The 18,591-nt window shown below is 70.2% G+C and carries 16 protein-coding genes; 5 read left to right on the top strand and 11 right to left on the bottom strand.

The features are described from left to right. Window positions 1–13: 13 nt before the first annotated feature. The 8 genes from AB0I54_RS32300 to hemL form a co-directional block, all read right to left on the bottom strand. The gene (locus AB0I54_RS32300; protein ID WP_363299760.1) at window positions 14–418 is read right to left on the bottom strand and encodes an SRPBCC domain-containing protein; all 405 of its coding nucleotides are present in this window, start codon (window positions 416–418) and stop codon (window positions 14–16) included. 35 nt (window positions 419–453) lie between these two features. Next, on the bottom strand, window positions 454–1,554 hold the full coding sequence (gene ccsB / locus AB0I54_RS32295) for a c-type cytochrome biogenesis protein CcsB (RefSeq protein ID WP_363299758.1): 1,101 nt from the start codon (window positions 1,552–1,554) through the stop codon (window positions 454–456). Further along, complete coding sequence (locus AB0I54_RS32290; RefSeq protein WP_363299757.1) at window positions 1,551–3,263, bottom strand: cytochrome c biogenesis protein ResB; 1,713 nt, start codon at window positions 3,261–3,263, stop codon at window positions 1,551–1,553. Before AB0I54_RS32290 ends, ccsB begins: the two co-directional genes overlap by 4 nt. A gap of 3 nt (window positions 3,264–3,266) precedes the next feature. After that, complete coding sequence (locus tag AB0I54_RS32285; RefSeq protein WP_363299756.1) at window positions 3,267–4,043, bottom strand: cytochrome c biogenesis protein CcdA; 777 nt, start codon at window positions 4,041–4,043, stop codon at window positions 3,267–3,269. A 1-nt stretch (window position 4,044) separates the two neighbouring features. Continuing rightward, window positions 4,045–4,632, bottom strand: a complete 588-nt coding sequence (locus tag AB0I54_RS32280; protein WP_363299755.1) for a TlpA disulfide reductase family protein — start codon at window positions 4,630–4,632, stop codon at window positions 4,045–4,047. A gap of 66 nt (window positions 4,633–4,698) precedes the next feature. Beyond that, window positions 4,699–5,982, bottom strand: a complete 1,284-nt coding sequence (locus AB0I54_RS32275) for a hypothetical protein (protein WP_363299754.1) — start codon at window positions 5,980–5,982, stop codon at window positions 4,699–4,701. Window positions 5,983–6,141: 159 nt separating this feature from the next. After that, window positions 6,142–6,789 carry a histidine phosphatase family protein gene (locus AB0I54_RS32270; protein ID WP_363299869.1) on the bottom strand — a complete coding sequence of 216 codons (648 nt, stop codon included), beginning with the start codon at window positions 6,787–6,789 and terminating at the stop codon, window positions 6,142–6,144. Between the two features lie 32 nt (window positions 6,790–6,821). After that, complete coding sequence (gene hemL / locus AB0I54_RS32265) at window positions 6,822–8,138, bottom strand: glutamate-1-semialdehyde 2,1-aminomutase (protein WP_363299753.1); 1,317 nt, start codon at window positions 8,136–8,138, stop codon at window positions 6,822–6,824. Between the two features lie 324 nt (window positions 8,139–8,462). Between hemL and AB0I54_RS32260 the strand changes: the two genes are divergently transcribed. Together AB0I54_RS32260 and AB0I54_RS32255 are read left to right on the top strand one after the other, a co-directional pair. Continuing rightward, window positions 8,463–9,098 carry a hypothetical protein gene (locus tag AB0I54_RS32260; protein WP_363299752.1) on the top strand — a complete coding sequence of 212 codons (636 nt, stop codon included), beginning with the start codon at window positions 8,463–8,465 and terminating at the stop codon, window positions 9,096–9,098. 186 nt (window positions 9,099–9,284) lie between these two features. Further along, window positions 9,285–10,025 (top strand): alpha/beta hydrolase, encoded by a 741-nt coding sequence (locus tag AB0I54_RS32255; RefSeq protein ID WP_363299751.1) that lies wholly within the window; start codon window positions 9,285–9,287, stop codon window positions 10,023–10,025. 110 nt (window positions 10,026–10,135) lie between these two features. Here the strand turns inward: AB0I54_RS32255 and AB0I54_RS32250 are convergent, their stop codons facing one another. Further along, window positions 10,136–11,596, bottom strand: coding sequence for an amino acid permease (locus AB0I54_RS32250; protein WP_363299750.1), 1,461 nt, complete (start codon window positions 11,594–11,596; stop codon window positions 10,136–10,138). A gap of 275 nt (window positions 11,597–11,871) precedes the next feature. On the opposite strand from AB0I54_RS32250, the gene AB0I54_RS32245 reads away from it, so the two are divergent. The 3 genes from AB0I54_RS32245 (at window position 11,872) to AB0I54_RS32235 (ending at window position 15,486) form a co-directional block, all read left to right on the top strand. After that, window positions 11,872–12,606, top strand: coding sequence for an FCD domain-containing protein (locus AB0I54_RS32245; protein ID WP_363299749.1), 735 nt, complete (start codon window positions 11,872–11,874; stop codon window positions 12,604–12,606). Between the two features lie 70 nt (window positions 12,607–12,676). Continuing rightward, entirely contained in the window at window positions 12,677–14,146 is a 1,470-nt protein-coding gene (locus tag AB0I54_RS32240; RefSeq protein ID WP_363299748.1) for an APC family permease, read from the top strand. Window positions 14,147–14,217: 71 nt separating this feature from the next. Next, the gene (locus tag AB0I54_RS32235) at window positions 14,218–15,486 is read left to right on the top strand and encodes an ArgE/DapE family deacylase (protein WP_363299747.1); all 1,269 of its coding nucleotides are present in this window, start codon (window positions 14,218–14,220) and stop codon (window positions 15,484–15,486) included. Here the strand turns inward: AB0I54_RS32235 and AB0I54_RS32230 are convergent. Both AB0I54_RS32230 and AB0I54_RS32225 read right to left on the bottom strand, forming a co-directional pair. Continuing rightward, window positions 15,455–17,332, bottom strand: a complete 1,878-nt coding sequence (locus AB0I54_RS32230; RefSeq protein ID WP_363299746.1) for a phosphatidylglycerol lysyltransferase domain-containing protein — start codon at window positions 17,330–17,332, stop codon at window positions 15,455–15,457. The two genes, AB0I54_RS32235 and AB0I54_RS32230, sit on opposite strands and share 32 nt — an antisense overlap. Before the next feature lie 84 nt (window positions 17,333–17,416). Next, entirely contained in the window at window positions 17,417–17,710 is a 294-nt protein-coding gene (locus tag AB0I54_RS32225; RefSeq protein ID WP_363299745.1) for a hypothetical protein, read from the bottom strand. Window positions 17,711–18,591: the final 881 nt, after the last annotated feature.

Raw genomic sequence — 18,591 nt, 5'->3', positions numbered from 1 at the left:
GGCACCCGCTGTCCTAGGCCGCGCCCTCGACGAACTCGATCAGACGTTCGAATCGGGCCCGCCAGCGCTGCTCCGACTCCCCGTCCCCCCGGAACTCATGGGTGAAGCGCAGGGCGCTCCCCGTCTCCCCGTCCCGCTCCAGATGGAAGCGGACCCGGCCGGCGCCCTCCAGCGTGTACTCGGCGACCCGGTCCACGTCCCACGCGGTGATGTGCCCGCTGCCCAGCTCACGCAGGGTGACCGCACCCCCCAGCCGGGGTTCGAGGACGTCGGCGACGGTGAACCAGCCCGCGAGCCCCTCCGGGGTGGCGAGCGCGGGCCAGACCGTGTCCATGGGCCTCGGGAGCCGCACCAGGAAGTGGAGGATGTGCGTGTTCCCATGGGTCTGGCTGATGCCCTGTTCGATGGAACCGCTCATGACACCAGCCTGACCCGTCACGCAGGGTTCCGCACTTACACGCCCGCGTAGGAGTGCTTGCCGCTCACGAAGATGTTGACGCCGTAGTAGTTGAACAGCCAGCAGCCGAACGCGATCATCGCGAGGTAGGCGGCCTTGCGGCCCTTCCAGCCGGCCGTGGCACGGGCGTGCAGATAGCAGGCGTAGGCGACCCAGGTGATGAAGGACCAGGTCTCCTTGGGGTCCCAGTTCCAGTAGCGGCCCCAGGCGTCGCCCGCCCAGATCGCGCCCGCGATGATCGTGAACGTCCACAGCGGGAAGACGGCCGCGTTGACGCGGTAGGCGAACTTGTCCAGCGAGGCGGAGGCGGGCAGGCGCTCCAGGACCGAGGTCGCGAACTTGCCGGGCTTGCCGCCGCTGACGAGCTTGTTCTCGTACGAGTCCTTGAACAGGTAGAGGATCGTGGCGACCGCGCCGACGTAGAACACCGCGCCGCAGAAGATCGCGGTGGAGACGTGGATGTACAGCCAGTACGAGTGCAGGGCCGGGACCAGCTGGTCGCTCGCCGTGTACAGGACGGTCACCGCGAGGCCCAGGTCGAGCAGGACCGTGGTGATGAGGAACAGGCCCATCCAGCGCACGTTCTTCTTCAGCGCCAGCAGCCCGAGGTACACGGCGACGGCGACCGTGGAGAACGTGATGTTGAACTCGTACATGTTGCCCCACGGCGCCCGCTGCACGGAGGCCGCACGGGCGACGACACCGCCGAGCTCCACCAGGAAGGCGAGCACGGTGAGGGACACGGCGATACGGCCGTAGAGGTCGCCCTGCTCGTCACCGCCGTGGGCACCGGGGCCGTCCGGCACGTCCCGGGCGCCGGCCGCGGACCGGACGACGACCTTGGGCCGCTCCAGGACGGCGGTGCCCCCCGCCCGCTGCACGGTGACCGCGGGCGCGGCCGCCTTCTTCGACGCGTCGGCGGTGAGCGCGGCGGCCGTACGGCCGACCTTGCTGCGGCTGCCGAGCAGCCACTCGGCGATGTACGCGAAGAAGGCCAGGGTGTAGACGGCCATGGACGAGTAGATCAGCGTGTTGCTGATGCTCGCCAGATGCTCGTTGGTCGCGATGGCGAGATCGGTTGCGGCGGCGAGAGTCACTTCTCAGCCCCTTCGGCAGGTACGACTTCGGGGTCGGGGGATTCTGCAGGGTCGTCGGGGTCGGGTGCCCCCGGCGCCTGGTCGTAGAGGTTGCCCGCGAGGTCGCCCAGTTCCTCGGGCACCTTGGCGGACTCGCTGCGGCCGAGGCCGGCCATCTCGACGACGGTCACGCCGTCGGCGCCGCGCACGGCCCGCACCCAGACGCGACGGCGCTGGATGAACAGGGACGCGGCCAGACCGAAGATCGCGGCGAGCGCGCCGCCGAGCGCCCAGCCGCTGCCGGGCTCCTGGACGATCTCGAAGCCGGCCCACTCCTTGACGTCCTTCTCGAAGGTGATCGAGCCGGCGCCGTTCGGGAGCTGCGTGGTCTCGCCGGGCTTCAGATTGACCCTCAGCTGCCGGCCCTTGGCGTCCTTGAAGGCCTTCATATGGGTCTTGTTGAGCTGGTACACGCTCTGCGGCAGACCCGAGTTGACGCCCAGGTCGCCGTGGTACGGCGCCAGGTTGAGCACCGGGTTCAGCAGCGACGGGAACTGCGAGAGCACCGAGGCGCCGCCGCCGTAGGTCGGCAGGAAGAAGGCCTGGATGCCCAGCTGCTCGCTGGTGCCCTTGGCGTCCTTGTAGCCGTCCATGACCTTGACCACGCCGTTCGAGGTGACGTTGCCGTCGAGCGGGAGCAGCGGCACGGCGTCGCGGTAGACGACGGTGCCCTTGCCGTCCCGGACCGTGATGACCGGCGCGTAGCCATGGCTGACCAGGTAGACCTTGGAGTCGCCGATCTTCAGCGGCTCGTTGACCTTGATGGTGGTCGACTTCTGCTTGCCGTACGCGCCGTCCGTGTAGGTGATGCCGGCCTGGAAGGTGCGCGGGGTGCCCCGGTTCGGGCCGGTGAGCTCGTAGGTGGCCTTGAAGTCCTTGAGGTCGAAGCTGAACGGCACCAGGTCGTCGGTGGTGAAGAGGCTGCCGGACTTGAAGTCGTCGTACTGGATGATCGAGTTGGCGAAGCCGGCGCCCTCGACGACCAGCTTGGTGCCGTCCGACTTGTACAGCTGGCCCGAGGCGAAGGCCACCAGCATCACGATCAGCGCGATGTGGAAGGCCAGGTTGCCCAGCTCACGCACATAGCCCTTCTCGGCGGCGACGGCGTCACCGGCGACATGGGCGCGGAAGCGGCGCTTCTTCAGCAGGGCGAGCGCGGCCTCGCGGACCTGCTCGGGGTCGGCCTCGGTGCGCCAGGTGGTGTAGGCGGGCAGCCGGGTCAGCCGCTTGGGCGCGGCCGGCGGGCGGCTGCGCAGCTGGCCCACGAACTGCCAGGTGCGGGGGACGATGCAGCCGATGAGGGAGACGAACAGCAGAATGTAGATCGCGGAGAACCACACCGAGCTGTAGACGTGGAAGAGGCCGAGCTTGTCGTAGATCGGCGCGAGCGTCGTGTGCGTCTTGCGGAAGTCGTCGACCTTGGTGACGTCGGCGCCGGTCTGCGGGATCAGCGAGCCGGGGATCGCGCCGAGCGACAGCAGCAGGAGCAGCAGCAGCGCGACCCGCATGGAGGTGAGCTGCCGCCAGAACCAGCGGACCCAGCCGACGACGCCCAGGGAGGGCAGGTTCGGCAGCTCCTCCTGGGGTGCCGTGGACAGCTGGGAGCCGGCGGCGCCCAGGTCCTGGTCCTCGGCGCCGGCCGCGGAGTTGTCCGTTGTGGTGTTGCTCATCGGTCAGATCCCCACATTGAAGCCGGTGGACCAGGTCTGCATCTGGCTCACGAGACTGTCCCACGCCCCGGTAAGGAGCAGCACACCGGTGGCGACCATCATCGTGCCGCCGATGCGCATCACCCACACATAGTGTTGTTTGACCCAGCCGAAGGCGCCGAGAGCCTTGCGGAAGGCGACCGCGGTGAGGACGAAGGGCACGCCGAGGCCCAGGCAGTAGGCGACGGTGAGTACGGCGCCGCGGCCGGCGCTCGCCTGCTGCGAGGAGAGGGCGACGACGGAGGCGAGGGTGGGACCGATGCAGGGGGTCCAGCCGATGCCGAACAGTGCGCCGAGGAGGGGCGCGCCCACCAGACCCGTGGCGGGGCGCCGGTGGAAGCGGAACTCACGCTGGGTCAGCCAGGGCATCATCCCCATGAAGAAGACGCCCAGCAGGATCATGAGGACGCCGAGCACCTTGGACAGGGTGTCCTTGTACTCCTGCAGGGTCTGCCCGAAGTAGCCGAAGAGCGCGCCGCCGGAGACGAAGACGGCGGTGAAGCCGAGCACGAAAAGCGAGGCGCCGGCCACCATCCGGCCACGGCGGGCCTCGCCCAGGTCGGTACCGGTGACCCCGGTCACATAGGAGAGGTAGCCGGGGACGAGGGGCAGGACACACGGCGAGAAGAACGAGACGAGGCCGCCGAGTACGGCGATCGGCAGGGCCAGCAGCAGGGCGCCGCTGTAGACGGTCTCGTTCTTGCCCACCAGATCCGCGGCAAGCGGGACAAGCGCACTCACGTCACTTCTCCGCGAGGACCGGCTTGAGCATCTTGAGCAGGTTCTCCTCGCTGAGCGCCTCCAGGGCGCGCGCGGCGATCTTCCCGTCCCGGTCGATGACCAGCGTGGAGGGGATCAGCTGCGGGTTGAGCGTGCCCTTCTTGAAGCGGAGCATCAGCTTGCCCGTCGGGTCGTACAGGCTGGGGTAGGTGATCCCCTGCTCCTTCTCGAAGGCGATCGCCGGGGTGGTGCTGGTGTCCCGGGTGTTGATGCCGACGAACTGGACGCCCTTGTCCTGGTAGTCCTTGGAGACCTTGGCGAAGTACTTGCCCTCGGCGCGGCACGGACCGCACCAGGAGCCCCACACGTTGACGACGACGACCTTGCCCTTGTAGTCGGCGATATCGAGGGTCTTGCCGTCGATGGTCTTGCCGGACAGGTCGGGCACCGGGGAGCGGTGGCCCTTGGCGGCCGTGTCGATCCCGTTGGTGCCCGTGACGAAGTTGGTGTTGCCGCCTCCGCCGGAGGTGCCGCCGGAGGTGCACGCGGACAGGGTCAGCGCCGCTGCGGCGGCCGCGGCGGCAAGCAGGAGGCGGCTACGGGTGGTCATGTGAAAAGTTTCGCATGTCCGTTCCGAGGATCTTGGGCACCCCCCTTGCGGGCGGAAACCCGCATTTCAGGCCGCGTTCGAGGCGGCTCCGGAGGCCAGGAAGGTCTTCCAGCCGCCGGCCGGCTGCTGCCCGACGTCCAGCGTACGCAGCTTGCCGAGCACCTGCGGCCGCTGTACGTCCAGCCAGTCCACGAACTGCCGGAAGGAGACCATCCGCACGTCGGCGCCCTTCTCCTTCTCGCGCGCGATGTGCTTGAAGGCCTCCTCGACGGCGTCCATGTAGATGCCGCCGTTCCACTGCTCGAAGTGGTTGCCTATGAAGAAGGGTGCGCGGTTTGTCTCGTACGCCCGCTTGAATCCCGATATGTACGCCTGCGCCGACTGCTGCCGCCAGCCCGGGTAGTTGTGGGCGGGTGCCTTGGTCGAGTTGACCGACTGGTTGGCGAGCATGTTGTAGTCCATCGACAGGACCTCGAAGCTGCGGCCGGGGAAGGGTATCTGCTGCAGCGGCAGGTCCCAGATCCCCAGCTTCTTCTGCGGCCACACCTGACGGCCGCCGGGCGAGGAGGCGTCGTAGCGCCAGCCGAGCTCGCGGGCGGTGGGCAGCAGGTTGTTCTGGCCGAGCAGACAGGGGGTACGGCCGCCGGCCAGCTCCTTGTCGTAGTCGAACGGCAGCGACGGCAGGTCGGTCCAGCCGCTGTTGGTCCGCCACTCCTTCACAAAGGCCTTGGCCTGCTGGATCTCGCTCTTCCACTGCTGCGGGGTCCAGTTGCCGACGGTGCCGCTGCCCGAGCAGAAGTGGCCGTTGAAGTGGGTGCCGATCTCATGGCCCTCCAGCCAGGCGCGGCGGACGTTGGTCAGCGTGGCCTTGACGTGGTCGTCGGTGAGGTAGCCGATGTCGGAGGCGCCGCGCGGGTTGTTCGGCGGGTTGTAGAGCCGCTTCTTCGACTCGGGCAGCAGATACAGCCCCGAGAGGAAGAAGGTCATGCTCGCGCCGTGTTCCTTGGCGAGGTCGAGGAAGCGCGGGAAGAGACCGTTGCCGACCTCGCCCGCCCCGTCCCAGGAGAAGATCACGAACTGCGGCGGGGTCTGCCCCGGCTCCAGCGGCTCGGGCTTGGCGGGCTGGTGGGGCTGCTTGCCCGTGAAGGACGTGGAGCCGTCCCCGATGGGCCGGCCGGGACGCCCGCCGCCCTTGCCGTCGCCGTTTTTACCCCCGGAGCGGCCCGCGCCGGAACCTGAACCGTGTCCGTCCCCGTCTGAGGCGGTGAGAGTGCCGCAGCCCGCGAGACCGGCGGCGGCCGCGGCGCCCGCGCCGAGGCCGAGTATTCCCCTCCGGGAGAAGGTGCGCATGGAGAACCCCGATTCATCGCGTCCTGCTGGTGGTCACCCATTCAGAGGACATGACGAACCGGTAGGTTCCATTATTTGTTCTGCATTTCGCAACGAACGCGACAAAATCATCCCAAGAGGCCCCGAAGCGGGGCCCCTTGACGGAGTATCAGGCTGCTGTCAGGCGCCGAACGCCTTGCTCTGCCCCTTCACCGGCTTGGCGCCGGAGAGCAGATGGGCGGGGACGAGGTCCCGCGCCGGCTCCGTGTAGCCGACGGACACGATCTTGTCGCCCTGGTAGGTGAAGGTCGTCAGCGAGGCGAGCGTGCACTGCCGTCTGCGCGGGTCGTGCCACAGCCGCCGCCGCTCGACGTAGGACCGCACGATCCAGATCGGCAGCTGGTGGCTGACGAGCACGGCCTCGTGCCCGCGCGCCCGGTCCTTGGCCGCATTGAGCGCGCCCATCATCCGTACGACCTGGTCGACGTACGGCTCGCCCCAGGACGGCCTGAAGGGGTTGACCAGGTGCTTCCAGTTACCGGGCTTGCGCAGGGCGCCGTCCCCCACGCCGAAGGTCTTGCCCTGGAAGACGTTCTCGGCCTCGATGAGCCGCTCGTCGGTGTCGAGGTCGAGCCCGTGCGCCTTGGCGATCGGGGTCGCGGTCTCCTGCGCCCGCTCCAGCGGGGAGGCGACGGCATACGTCACGTCCCGGGGGGCGAGGTGCTCGGCGACCCGGTCGGCCATCTGCCGCCCGAGCTCGGAGAGGTGGTAGCCGGGCAGACGCCCGTACAGCACCCCGTCCGGGTTGGCGACCTCGCCGTGCCGCATGAGGTGGACGACGGTGATGTCGTTGCTGCTGCTCACGCGGTGGCCTCCGCGGCTGCTCGGGCCGCCGCCGGGAGGGCGTCGGCGATCTTCTGGATGGCCCGCTCGTCGTGGGCCGTGGACACGAACCAGGACTCGAAGGACGACGGCGGCAGATAGACACCGCCCGCCAGCAGCGCGTGGAAGAAGGCGGTGAAGCGGAAGGACTCCTGCGCCTTGGCGTCCTCGTAGCTGCGCACGGGGCGGTTGGTGAAGAAGACGGAGAACATGTTGGAGGCGGTCTGCAGCTGGTGCGCGACGCCTTCCTTGGTGAGGGCCTCGGTGACCAGACCCTGGATCTGCGCGGAGACGGCGTCGACCTTCTCGTACGCCGCGTCGTCCAGGAGCCGCAGCTGGGCGAGGCCCGCGGCGGTGGCGACCGGGTTACCGGAGAGGGTGCCGGCCTGGTAGACGGGCCCGGCGGGCGCGAGGTGCGCCATGACATCGGCGCGCCCGCCGAAGGCGGCGGCGGGGAACCCACCGCCCATGACCTTCCCGAAGGTCATGAGGTCGGGCCTGACCCCGTCGATCCCGTACCACCCGGAGCGGCTGGTCCGGAACCCGGTCATGACCTCGTCGGAGATGAAGAGGGCCCCGTTGCGCTGGCAGGCGTCCTTCAGTCCCTGGTTGAACCCGGGCGCCGGCGGCACGACACCCATGTTGCCGGGCGAGGCCTCGGTGATCACACAGGCGATCTCACCCGGGTGCCGGTGGAAGGCCTCGTGCACGGCCTCCAGGTCGTTGTACGGCAGCACGATCGTGTCCCCGGCCTGGGCACCGGTGACACCGGGCGTGTCGGGCAGCGCGAACGTCGCGACGCCGCTGCCCGCCGCGGCGAGCAGCGAGTCGACATGCCCGTGGTAGCACCCGGCGAACTTGATCACCTTGGCCCGCCGGGTGAACCCGCGGGCGAGCCGGATCGCCGACATGGTGGCCTCGGTCCCGCTGGACACGAGCCGCACCTGCTCGACGGGCTCGACCCGCGCGACGATCTCCTCGGCGAGGGCGACCTCGCCCTCACCGGGCGTGCCGAACGACGTACCGCGTGCGACGGCCTCCTGGACGGCGGCGATGACCTCGGGGTGCGCGTGCCCGAGGATCATGGGCCCCCAGGAGCAGACGAGATCGACGTACTCCCGCCCGTCGGCGTCGGTCAGATACGGGCCGGTGCCGGACACCATGAACCGTGGCGTACCGCCCACGGCCCGGAAGGCGCGCACCGGGGAGTTCACGCCGCCGGGCGTGACGGCGGCCGCACGGTCGAACAGAGCCTGCGAGGCAGGTGCTTCGTACGGATAGGGCATTTCGCTCATGACGTGCGACTTCTCCGACTTCTCGGACTCCGGTTGCGTAGTGACCTCATCAGGGTAGGACGCCCTCGTCACCGCTCCGACAATCACGTCGCCGTTGCCGGGCCGCCCCGGCGCCATCTGCGAGACTGGGAGCTGGTACACACAGCTGATACACGCAGCTCAACACACAGCTCATACGGCTCATGGTGTTCAGAGGCTGCGAAGATCCTGCGGACTGGTGTTTCAGCGCACGTTTCGGCGGGCGGCCGTGGGGGAGGTCACTGACACGATGATCGGGTTGCGCGGCGGGGGCCACGCGTCCTAGAAAAGCAGTCGGGTGGAGATATGCATCGCGGTGGCGGACTGGGCGAGGGGACTGATGACCTGGGTCCTCGACGTGCCCGGCGGGGAAGGCACCGACGCGACGCGGAGGAGACCGAGGCACGTCAGTCACACGGGGCACCGGGTGAGTCGGAGCGCGACGAGCGACGTATCGAACGTCGGATCGATCCGCTGAGAACGGGGAGCAGGAATGGTGGTCGGGTGGGGGTGACGTACAAATACTTCGGCGCGCCCGACGGCGCGACCGCGGCCCGCGTCCCGATCTCGATGCGCCCCGAGGAACTCGGCGGCGACGAGCTCGGCATGAACGGCATGTTCACCAAGATCAAGCCGGAGACGATGGCCGCGATGGTGCTGACCGGCATCGAGGGCGTCCCCCTGCACAAGGTCCCGCCCCTGGAGCTGGTCGTCCTGCACCCCGACTACGCCGTCGTAAAACTCCCGATGACGGTGGTGGACCCGCTGCGGGGCATAGGCGAGGAAGCGGTGGGCGCGGCGGCCTTCATCTGGTCCACGGTCCCGGACCGGGGCGGCCCGCGGGACGCGTTCAACGTGTACCAGCTGCTGCACGAGTGGCAGGACTTCAGCCATCGGTTGCATGAGGCGGGGCATCAGCCGTACTGCCTTGTCTGGCCCTGAGGAGCCTCCGCGGAAATCCGTTGGCGGGCCACGGCGGCCGCTGCTACTTTTCTGGAGGCCGTGCGAGAGAACGAGGAGGTGGTACCCGTGAACGCAGTATCGACATGGGTGCTCCCCTCCGGGGTCACGGTCGGGCGATAGGTCGTCCGGGAGCGCCGTTCAAGCGCACTCCCGAAAGGCACGACCATGCATTTCACTTCCGAACAGCGCCTCGACGACGGCGTCCTGGAGCGCGAGTTCACTCTCGGCGAGATCCCCGGCATCCTGTGGACGCCCGAAACCGCATCCGCCTCCGCGCCGGTGCCGCTGATCCTCCTCGGCCATCCCACGCTCGGGCTGCGAAAGATGTACCCCCGGCTGGTGGACCGGGCCCGGCACTCCGCCGCGGAGGGTTTCGCCACCGCCACCATCGAGCTCCCCGGAAGCGGAGACCGGCCCAGTTGGCCCGCCCTCGACCAGGCCCGCGCCGACCTGCGCCAGGCCATGCGGGCCGGCAAGCCGGTCAGCGACGAGATTGTCGACGCCCTCATCCTCCCGCTGGTCGACAAGGCGGTCCCGGAATGGCAGGCCGCGCTGGACGCCTTCCTGTCGCTACCCGAGATCGGCGGTCCGGTCGCGTACTCGGGGGGAGTGATCTCCATCGGCATCCGGCTGGCAGTGGTCGAGCCGCGCATCGTGGCCGCCGGTCTGTTCGCAGGGAGTCTTGTGCCTCGCGTCATGTTCGAGGAAGCCCGACAGGTCACTATTCCGCTGCACGTCCTATTGCAGTGGGACGACGAAGGCAACGACCGGCAGGCGGCCCTGGACCTGTTCGACGCCTTCGGCTCCAAAGAGAAGACGCTGAACGCCAACATGGGCGGGCACACCGGCGTCCCGCAGTCCGCGGGGGACGCCGCAGCCGGCTTCTTCGCCCGGCACCTGAAGTGAGGCCGGGCCGGGTCGGCGGCCAGGACTCCATGTGGCGCTGAGCCGCCCCGGTACAGCCCTGCGGCGGTGGTACGGAGCGAGCCGTACCACCGCCGTTCGGCGAGGGTTCGCTAGGACGACGTGACCGACTCCCGGCCGCGGGCCCGGCGTTCGCGGATCAGGGCGAAGATGACCACACCGATGGCCACCAGGGTGGACAGGACCACCTGGTCGCGGCCGCCGCCGTCGGCCGTGTCGGTGAGCATGTAGCCCAGTACGAAGGTGATCAGGGCGATGGTGGCCCAGGTCAGGTAGGGGTACAGCCACATCCTGACGATCAGCTTCTCCGGCGTCTCCCGCTCGATGATCTTGCGCATCCGCAGCTGGGAGAAGCAGATCACCATCCAGACGAACAGGGCGATCGCGCCGGAGGAGTTGAGCAGGAACTGGAAGACCGTGTCCGGCCACAGGTAGTTGAAGGCGACCGCGACGAAGCCGAAGACCACCGAGGCCAGGATGGCCGCCCGCGGCACGCCGCGTCCCGTGGCCCGTCCGAAGGAGGCCGGGGCGTCGCTGCGCCGGCCGAGGGAGAAGGCCATGCGCGAGGCCGTGTAGAGGCCGGAGTTGAGGCAGGACAGGACCGAGGTCAGCACGATCGCGTTCATGATCTGGGCCGCGTGCGGGATGCCGATGGAGCTGAGGGCCGCGACGTACGAGCCGTCCTTGAGGATCGCCGGGTCGTCCCAGCGCAGCAGTGAGACCACGATCAGGATCGAGCCCAGGTAGAACACCGCGATCCGCCAGATCACGCTGTTGGTGGCCTTGGTGACGGCGGCCCGCGGGTCCGCGGTCTCCCCCGCCGCCAGCGTGACGATCTCGCTGCCCATGAAGGAGAAGACCACCATCAGGACGCCGGTGAGGATCGCGCCGGGGCCGTTCGGCAGGAAGCCGCCGTGCGCGGTGAGGTAGGAGAAGCCGGACGCGGGGTGGTCGGAGCCGGGCAGCAGGCCGAAGATCGCGAGGCCGCCGATCACGATGAACGCCGCGATCGCGACGACCTTGATGCCGGCGAACCAGAACTCGAACTCGCCGTAGGAGCTGACCGAGGCCAGATTGGTGGCGGTGAGGACGATCATGACGATCAGTGCCCAGCCCCACTGCGGGACCGCCGGTATCCAGCCGGCCAGGATCTTCGCCCCGGCGGTCGCCTCGACCGCGAGCACCACGACCCAGAAGAACCAGTACAGCCAGCCGATGGTGAATCCGGCCCAGCGGCCCAGCGCACGGTCCGCGTACGCGGAGAACGAGCCGGAGCTCGGATTGGCCGCTGCCATCTCACCGAGCATGCGCATGACCAGGACGACGAGGACGCCGACGAGCGCGTAGGAGACGAGGATGCCGGGGCCCGCGGCGGCGATGCCGGAGCCGGAGCCGACGAACAGGCCGGCGCCGATGACACCGCCGATCGCGATCATCGAGAGGTGGCGGTTCTTCAGACCGGCCTGCAGACCGGAGTCGGCCGGAGCGCTCTCGGCCGCGGTCGTCACCGGGCCGGTGTCCAAAGGGGCGGGGACGGGGGGACGTGTGGTCATCTCGACATCCATGGAGGGAGTGCGGACCAGGGCGTCTGGAAATTAGTTCAGTACGATCCAAAAGAACAAGACTTGTTTAAGTGTTCACCTTGCTCTATTTTTCGCGTAGCGCGGAACCGCATCGTTCGCCGCGGCCACCGCGTCGTCCCCGTCCCCGTGTTCCGGCCCCTGGGGAGCCCCCATGCACAACAGCGCGGCATGGTCGCGAGAACCCTCCGTACCGTCGCCTTCGCCGCGGGCAAAGTCCCCGCTCGGCAGGCCGTTAGGGTGGCGTCGTGGTGAATGCAGCGGGCAAGTTCGGTCCCTACAACCAGCCGGGTGCCGCACGCCCCGCGCCGGTCTCCGGGGTATGGGACACCCGCGTCCTGACGGGCCGGGGCCCCACCGGATCGGAGCTCGTCCGCTCGCGGATCGCCCTTCGGGTGCGCCTGAAGTCCGTGGCACCGGGAGACCGGCTGCCGGACGCCGGCGTCCTCGCCGAGGAGCTGGGGATCAGTGAGATCACCGTGCGCCGCGCGCTGGAGGGCATGTGCCAGGACGGCCTGCTCGACCGCCGCCGGGGCCGGGCCGGCGGGACCTTCGTCGCGGCGGACTGGGACACGGTCGTCGCCCTGATGCACGACACCACCGAGGCGGCCGCGCTGGACGCCTTCCATCTGCTGCTCGAATGCGGTCTCGTCGCCCACACCGCCGGCGAGGTCCCGGACGGGGGGCTCGACGGGCTGCGGGCTCTGGTCGACGAGATGGACCAGGTGGACGAGGAGGGCCGGCTGCTCGAACTGGAGACCCGCTTCCACCTCGACCTCGCACAGACGCTCGGCGGCGCCGGCATCCGTGAGTTCGCCGCCGACCTGCTCGGCCGGCAGTGCCTGCTGCGGCCCGCTCCGGCACCCGCTGTCATCCGGGCCCGGAACCGCTGCCACTCCGACCTGCTGGACGAGCTCGCCCGCGGCGCGATGGCCCCGGCGGTACGAGCGGTGAAGGCCCACCAGCACGCCGTCCCGGACTGACACCCGCTCGCGCCGGCCAACCCCCTTCCCTCCCCTGCCCGTGCCGCCACCCCGAGAAGGAGCCGTCGCCATGCCCGACCCCGGAGCGGTCGGCCCGTCCCCGACGTCGGGCCAGGCCGACGGCGCGCCCCAGCGGCTGCGCGGCGGCGTCCTCGGCATGGCGGACATCGCCGCCGCCACGATGGCCAACGTCGGCCCGGCCATGAGCTTCTTCTTCGGCTTCGCCTTCCTGGCCACCACCGCCGGCGTCGCCTCGCCGCTGACCATCGCCGCGGCGGGCGTCGCCGTCGCCCTGCTGGGCAACACCCTCGCCGAGTTCTCCCGCGCGCACCCCTCGGCGGGCAGCTTCATCACCTTCGTCGGCAAGACCTTCGGGCCGGTCAGCGCGGTGACCACGGCGCTGCTCGCCGGCCTCGGCTACATCATCGCGATGGGCTCCGTCATCGCGATCTCCGGCGGGTTCGTGCAGATCACCCTCAACCACTACACCGGCGTCGACCTGCCGTGGATCATCTGGACACTGCTGCTGACCGGGCTGGCGGTGGTGCTGATGCTGCGCGGGATCGTGGTCTCCACCAAGTGGGCCGGTTACTTCTTCGTCGTGGAGATGCTGGTCCTGGTCGTGGTCTCGATCGCGGCCCTCGTCGAGCACCGCGGCCACCTCTCGGCCGATCCGTTCCTGCCGGGCCACATCACCCACGGCCTCCAGGGGCTGGCGGCGGGCTTCCCGCTGGCGGTGTATCTGTTCATCGGCTGGGAGAACTCGGCGGCGCTGGCCGAGGAGACGGAGAACCCACGGCGCAACGTCGGCCGCGCGGTGTTCTCCTCCGTCGCGATCATGACCGTGAGCTACATCCTCTTCTCGTACGCCACGGTCACCGGCTTCGGCTACGACGTGGAGCGGCTCGGCGACTCCCCCATCCCCTTCATCGACGTCGCCCGCCACACCCTCGGCGCGCTGGCGTTCGTCGCCTACGTCGGAGGCCTGACCTCCACCCTCGGTGTGCTGATCGCGGGGATCAACTCCCAGGCGAGGCTGGTGTTCAACGCCGGACGCGAGGGGCTGCTGCCGTCCTTCTTCGGCTATGTGCACCCCACGCGCCGTACGCCGACCAACGCGATCGTCACCTTCGCCGTCACCGCGCTGCTGATCATCGCGGGCTGGGGCCTGGGGCATCTGCTCGGCGGGAAGGGCCCGATGGACCCCGTGGTCTTCTTCACCGAGTCCTCCAGCCTGGGCGCCATCCTGATCCTGCTGGTCTACCTCGCCTCCAACATCGCGCTGCCGCTGTACTACCGCAGATACCGGCCGCAGGAGTTCCGGGTGGTACGGCACCTGGTGCTGCCCGCGATCGGCACCCTGGCCATCCTGGTTCCGCTCTACTACCTCGCCAAGCCGGGACAGCCCGCGCCGTACAGCTGGTTCCCCTACGCGGCACTGGCCGCGCTGCTCGCCTCCGTCGGCTATGCGTCCCTCCTGGTCCGTCGCGACCCGGGGCTCGCCGAACGCGTCGGGTCGGTCGTCGCCGACGTGGAGTGAAGGCATCGGGCACGACGTGGAGTGAAGGCATCGGGCAAAGGCAGGGAATGAACATGACGGAAGGAGTCCGTGTGCTCACTGACCAGGAGGCCGCCGCCCTCGGCTCGGTCGACGAGGAGGCCGTCGGCCGCACCCTGCTCGAACTGCTGGCGATCCCGAGCGTGACCGGGAGCGCCGCCGAGTCGGAGATCCAGCATCACCTCGCCGGGCGGCTGGAGCGGCTCGGGCTGGATGTGGATCTGTGGTCCATGGACCTGCCCGAACTGCTCGCGGACCCGGACTTCCCCGGCATGGAGGTACCGCGCACGGAGGCCTGGGGGCTGGTGGGGCACACGGCGGGCGGGGACGACGGGCCGACGCTGGTGCTGCAGGGGCACGTGGACGTCGTACCGCCCGGAGACCCCGCCGCGTGGCAGGGCGATCCGTTCGTGCCCAGGGTGACCGGGGACGTCGTGCACGGGCGCGGTGCCTGTGACATGAAGGCCGGGCTGGTGGCGCACCTCGCCGCGCTGGCCGCCGTACGGGCGGCCGGGGTGCGGCTGCGCGGCCGGGTCGCCGTGCACTTCGTCGTCGGCGAGGAGGACGGCGGGATCGGCGCCTTCGGGACGCTGCGGCGCGGGCACCGGGGTGACGCCTGTGTCATCACGGAGCCCACCGCCGGCACGCTGATCACCGCGAACGCGGGTGCCCTCACCTTCCGCGTCGCCGTCCCCGGCAAGGCGGCCCACGCCAGCTCCCGGGACGCGGGCGTGAGCGCGATCGACGCCTATGTGCCGCTGCACGCGGCGCTGGCCCGGCTGGAGGCCGCCCGCAACACCGACCCGGATCCGCTGATGGCCGAGTACCCGATCCCGTACGCGCTCTCGGTCGGGACCGTGCGCTCGGGCGACTGGGCGAGCAGCGTGCCCGATCTGCTCGTCGCCGAGGGACGGCTCGGTGTCCGGCTGGACGAGGACCCGGCGCACGCCCGCGCCGAGCTGGAGCGCTGTGTGGCCGAGGCCTGCGCCGCCGACCCCTGGCTGCGGGACCACCCGGCGACCGTGACCTGGCCGGGCGGCCGGTTCGCCAGCGGGCGGCTGTCGCAGGGGCATCCGCTGCGGGACACGGTGCGCGACGCCTGCACCGACGCCAACGGCTGGGCCTCCCGGCCCCGCGAGCGCGGGGCGCCGTATGGGAGCGACCTGCGGCTCTACGCCGGGGCCGGGATACCCACGCTGCAGTTCGGGCCGGAGGACGTGCGGGTGGCGCACAGCGCCGAGGAGCGGGTGTCCTTGAGCGAAGTGGTCGGTGTGGCAAGGGCGTTGGTGCTCACTGTGCTGCGGACGGTGGGGACGAGGTGACCTCCTCGCAGGGGGTCTGCTTGCGCCGGGTGAAGGACGGGAGCGCGGGCGGCGTGAGGAAGCCCTCCGCCCGCGCGCTCGCCAGCCCGATGCGCGGGATGTCGCTGCTCTTGGCGAAGAGCAGATAGCGCGGCTCCCACACCGGGCGGTACTTGGCGTTGGCGCGGTACAGGGACTCGATCTGCCACCAGCGTGAGAAGAAGGTGAGGATCGAGCGCCACAGGCGCAGGACCGGGCCGGCGCCGAGGCGGGAGCCGCGTTCGAAGACCGAGCGGAACATCGCGAAGTTCAGCGAGACCCGCTCGACGTCCAACTCCTTCGCCCGCAGCAGGAGTTCCACGACCATGTACTCCATCAGGCCGTTCTCGCCCTCGCGGTCACGGCGCATCAGGTCGAGGGAGAGGCCGCGCTCGCCCCAGGGGACGAAGCTGAGCAGGGCGCGCGGCGCGCCGTCGGCGTCCCGGCACTCCAGCATCACGCAGCGGCCGTCGGACGGGTCACCGAGGCGGCCCAGGGCCATGGAGAAGCCGCGCTCGGTGGCACCGTCGCGCCAGTGGTCGGCGCGCTCGACGAGCAGGGCCATCTCGTCGTCGGGGATGTCCTCGTGGCGCCGGATGCGGACCGTGTACCCGGCCCGGCGGACACGGTTGTGCGCCTGCCGTACGACGCGCATGGCGCGCCCTTCGAGGGTGAAGTCGGCCAGGTCCACGATCGCCTCGTCGCCCAGTTCCAGGGCGTCCAGGCCGTGGCGTGCGTAGATGGTGCCGGCCTCCTCGCTCGCGCCCATCACGGCGGGCGTCCAGGCGTGCCGGCGTGCCTCGGTGAGCCAGGCGTCGATGGCGCCGGGCCAGGCCTCCGGGTCGCCGATCGGGTCGCCGGAGGCGAGGCTGACGGCGCCGACGACGCGGTAGCCGATGGCGGCCTTGCCGGTGGGCGACCAGATGACGGCCTTGTCGCGGCGCAGCGCGAAGTAGCCGAGGGAGTCGCGGGCGCCGTGCCGGTCGAGCAGCCGGCGCAGCCGCTCCTCGTCCTCCGCGCTGAGCAGCCTGCGGCCGCGGGGCGAGCGGAAGCAGGCGTACAGGACGAGGCAGAAGGCCGCCGCGAGCAGGACGTTGATGGCGATGTCGGTCCAGCGGGGCGCGTGCACGGCGTCGATGCGGTCGGCGAGCGGGCCGACGCTGATGCCCCGCAGGAAGGTGTAGGCGATCTCGTCGGTGACGGTCGCGCCGGGGAGCTTGTTGGTGGCGTTCACGAGCAGCGTGCCGAGCGCGCCGGTGACGAGGATGCCGCCCGCGCCGACGGCCAGGGCCAGCTTCGGGTTGGAGGGATCGCCGACGGCGTTGAACTCGCGGCGGCCGACGATCAGCGCGGCCACGAAGAGTCCGGTGAGGCCGGCGGAGACCCAGTTGAAGACGTGTTCGCGGTATTCGGGCTGGGTGAGGGCGAGGACGTAGAGGCCGAAGAGGGGGCCGGCGAGCAGCAGGTTGGACAGCCAGGCGGCCCGCTTGCGGCGTCGCATCACCAGCGCGAGGAACAGCGCGAGCGCGGCCGAGACGAGGCCGGCGGTGGCCAGGTACGGGGTGAAGAACTGGCCGGCGTGGTGCGCGTGCTCACGGTGGATGTCCAGCAGCCGGCCGGTGTTGTGCTCCTGCACCTCCTCGCGGAACGGCAGGGACATGACGGCCACGATGTTGAACACGACCATCAGCCGCAGGTACCAGACCGTGGCTGTTGCGGCCCAGACCCTGAGCGGGGGCGGGTCGGCCTCGTTGGTGCGCTGTCGGGAGTTGCGCTGAGCGGGCACCTGTGGGGAAATCAGGGGCGGCCGCTGTGCGGGTGCGGGCATGGTGACTGGTCACCTTGGGGACGGGGACGGGACTATGCTGACCCTACAGCTTGTAGGGAAGTCGGCATATGGGCCGACCGGCACTCACCCGGGTCGGTCCGATCCCCGCCGCGCCGCCGCCAGATGCCAGGCCAGGTTGCCCACGGCCGCGCCGGCCGCCACGACGGCGACGATCACACCGCCCGTGGCGAGCCCGTCACTGAAGAGATGCGGGCGCCGGTCGAGGCTGTGCAGCCCGAAGCCGCACAGTTCATACACCCCTGTGGCGGCAATCACAAGGCTCACGACGAGCACGGCGAGCGTGGGCGCGAGACTTACCCCCGCCTGCGAGAGCAACCACCGGGACCGTCGGGCCTGCGGTGTCTCGGTGCCCTGCATGGTTCCCCCCGGTGGACAGACGAACGGCCGTCGGCAGATGGGAACCTACAGTACGTAGGGTCGGCTTGGTCTCAGGTCGGGCCAACGCCCGCCCGACGAGACCGGCCCGCCCCGGGCCACCGCAGCGACCCACGGCGTCCGGACCATCGCCCTCACGGGTGACGCCCCGGACCGCACGGAGACGACAGCCCACAGCAAGACGCCCGCGCCCGGCCCCGAGAAACCACCCACGGCAGCTTCACCGCCGAGCCCCGCCCCACGACCGAGACCCACCGGGCGAAGCAAGACGCGATGCCGACGACGCCCACCCAGCCGACAAGACCGGACCCGCCCAGGCAACCACGGCGCCCCTCCGCGTTCCGGGCCTCGCCCTCACGGGTGACGACCCACGCCACACGGAGACGACAGCCTGCAGCAAGACGCCCGCAACCGGCCCCGAGAAACCACCCACGGCAGCTTCACCGCCGAGCCCCGCCCCACGACCGAGACCCACCGGGCGAAGCAAGACGCGATGTCGACGACACCGGCCCAGCCAGCAAGACCGAACCCGCCCAGGCAACTACGGCGACCCTCCACGTTCCGGGCCTCGCCCTCACGGGTGAAGACTCGGGCCGCATGGAGGCGACAGCCCGCAGCCAGATGCTCGCGCCCGGCCCCGTGGACACCCACGGCAGCTTCACCGTCAAGCCCCGCCCCACGACCGAGACCCACCGGGCGAAGCAAGACACGGTGTCGACGACGCCCACCCAGCCAGCAAGACCGAACCCGCCCAGGCGACCACGGCGGCCCTCCACGTTCCGGGCCTCGCCCTCACGGGTGAAGACTCGGGCCGCATGGAGGCGACAGCCCGCAGCCAGATGCTCGCGCCCGGCCCCGTGGAC

This window comes from Streptomyces sp. NPDC050625 (assembly GCF_040654755.1).
Taxonomy (GTDB): Bacteria; Actinomycetota; Actinomycetes; order Streptomycetales; family Streptomycetaceae; genus Streptomyces.
Note: the sequence above shows the minus strand (reverse complement) of the source record. Positions and strands in the feature narration are given on the sequence as shown.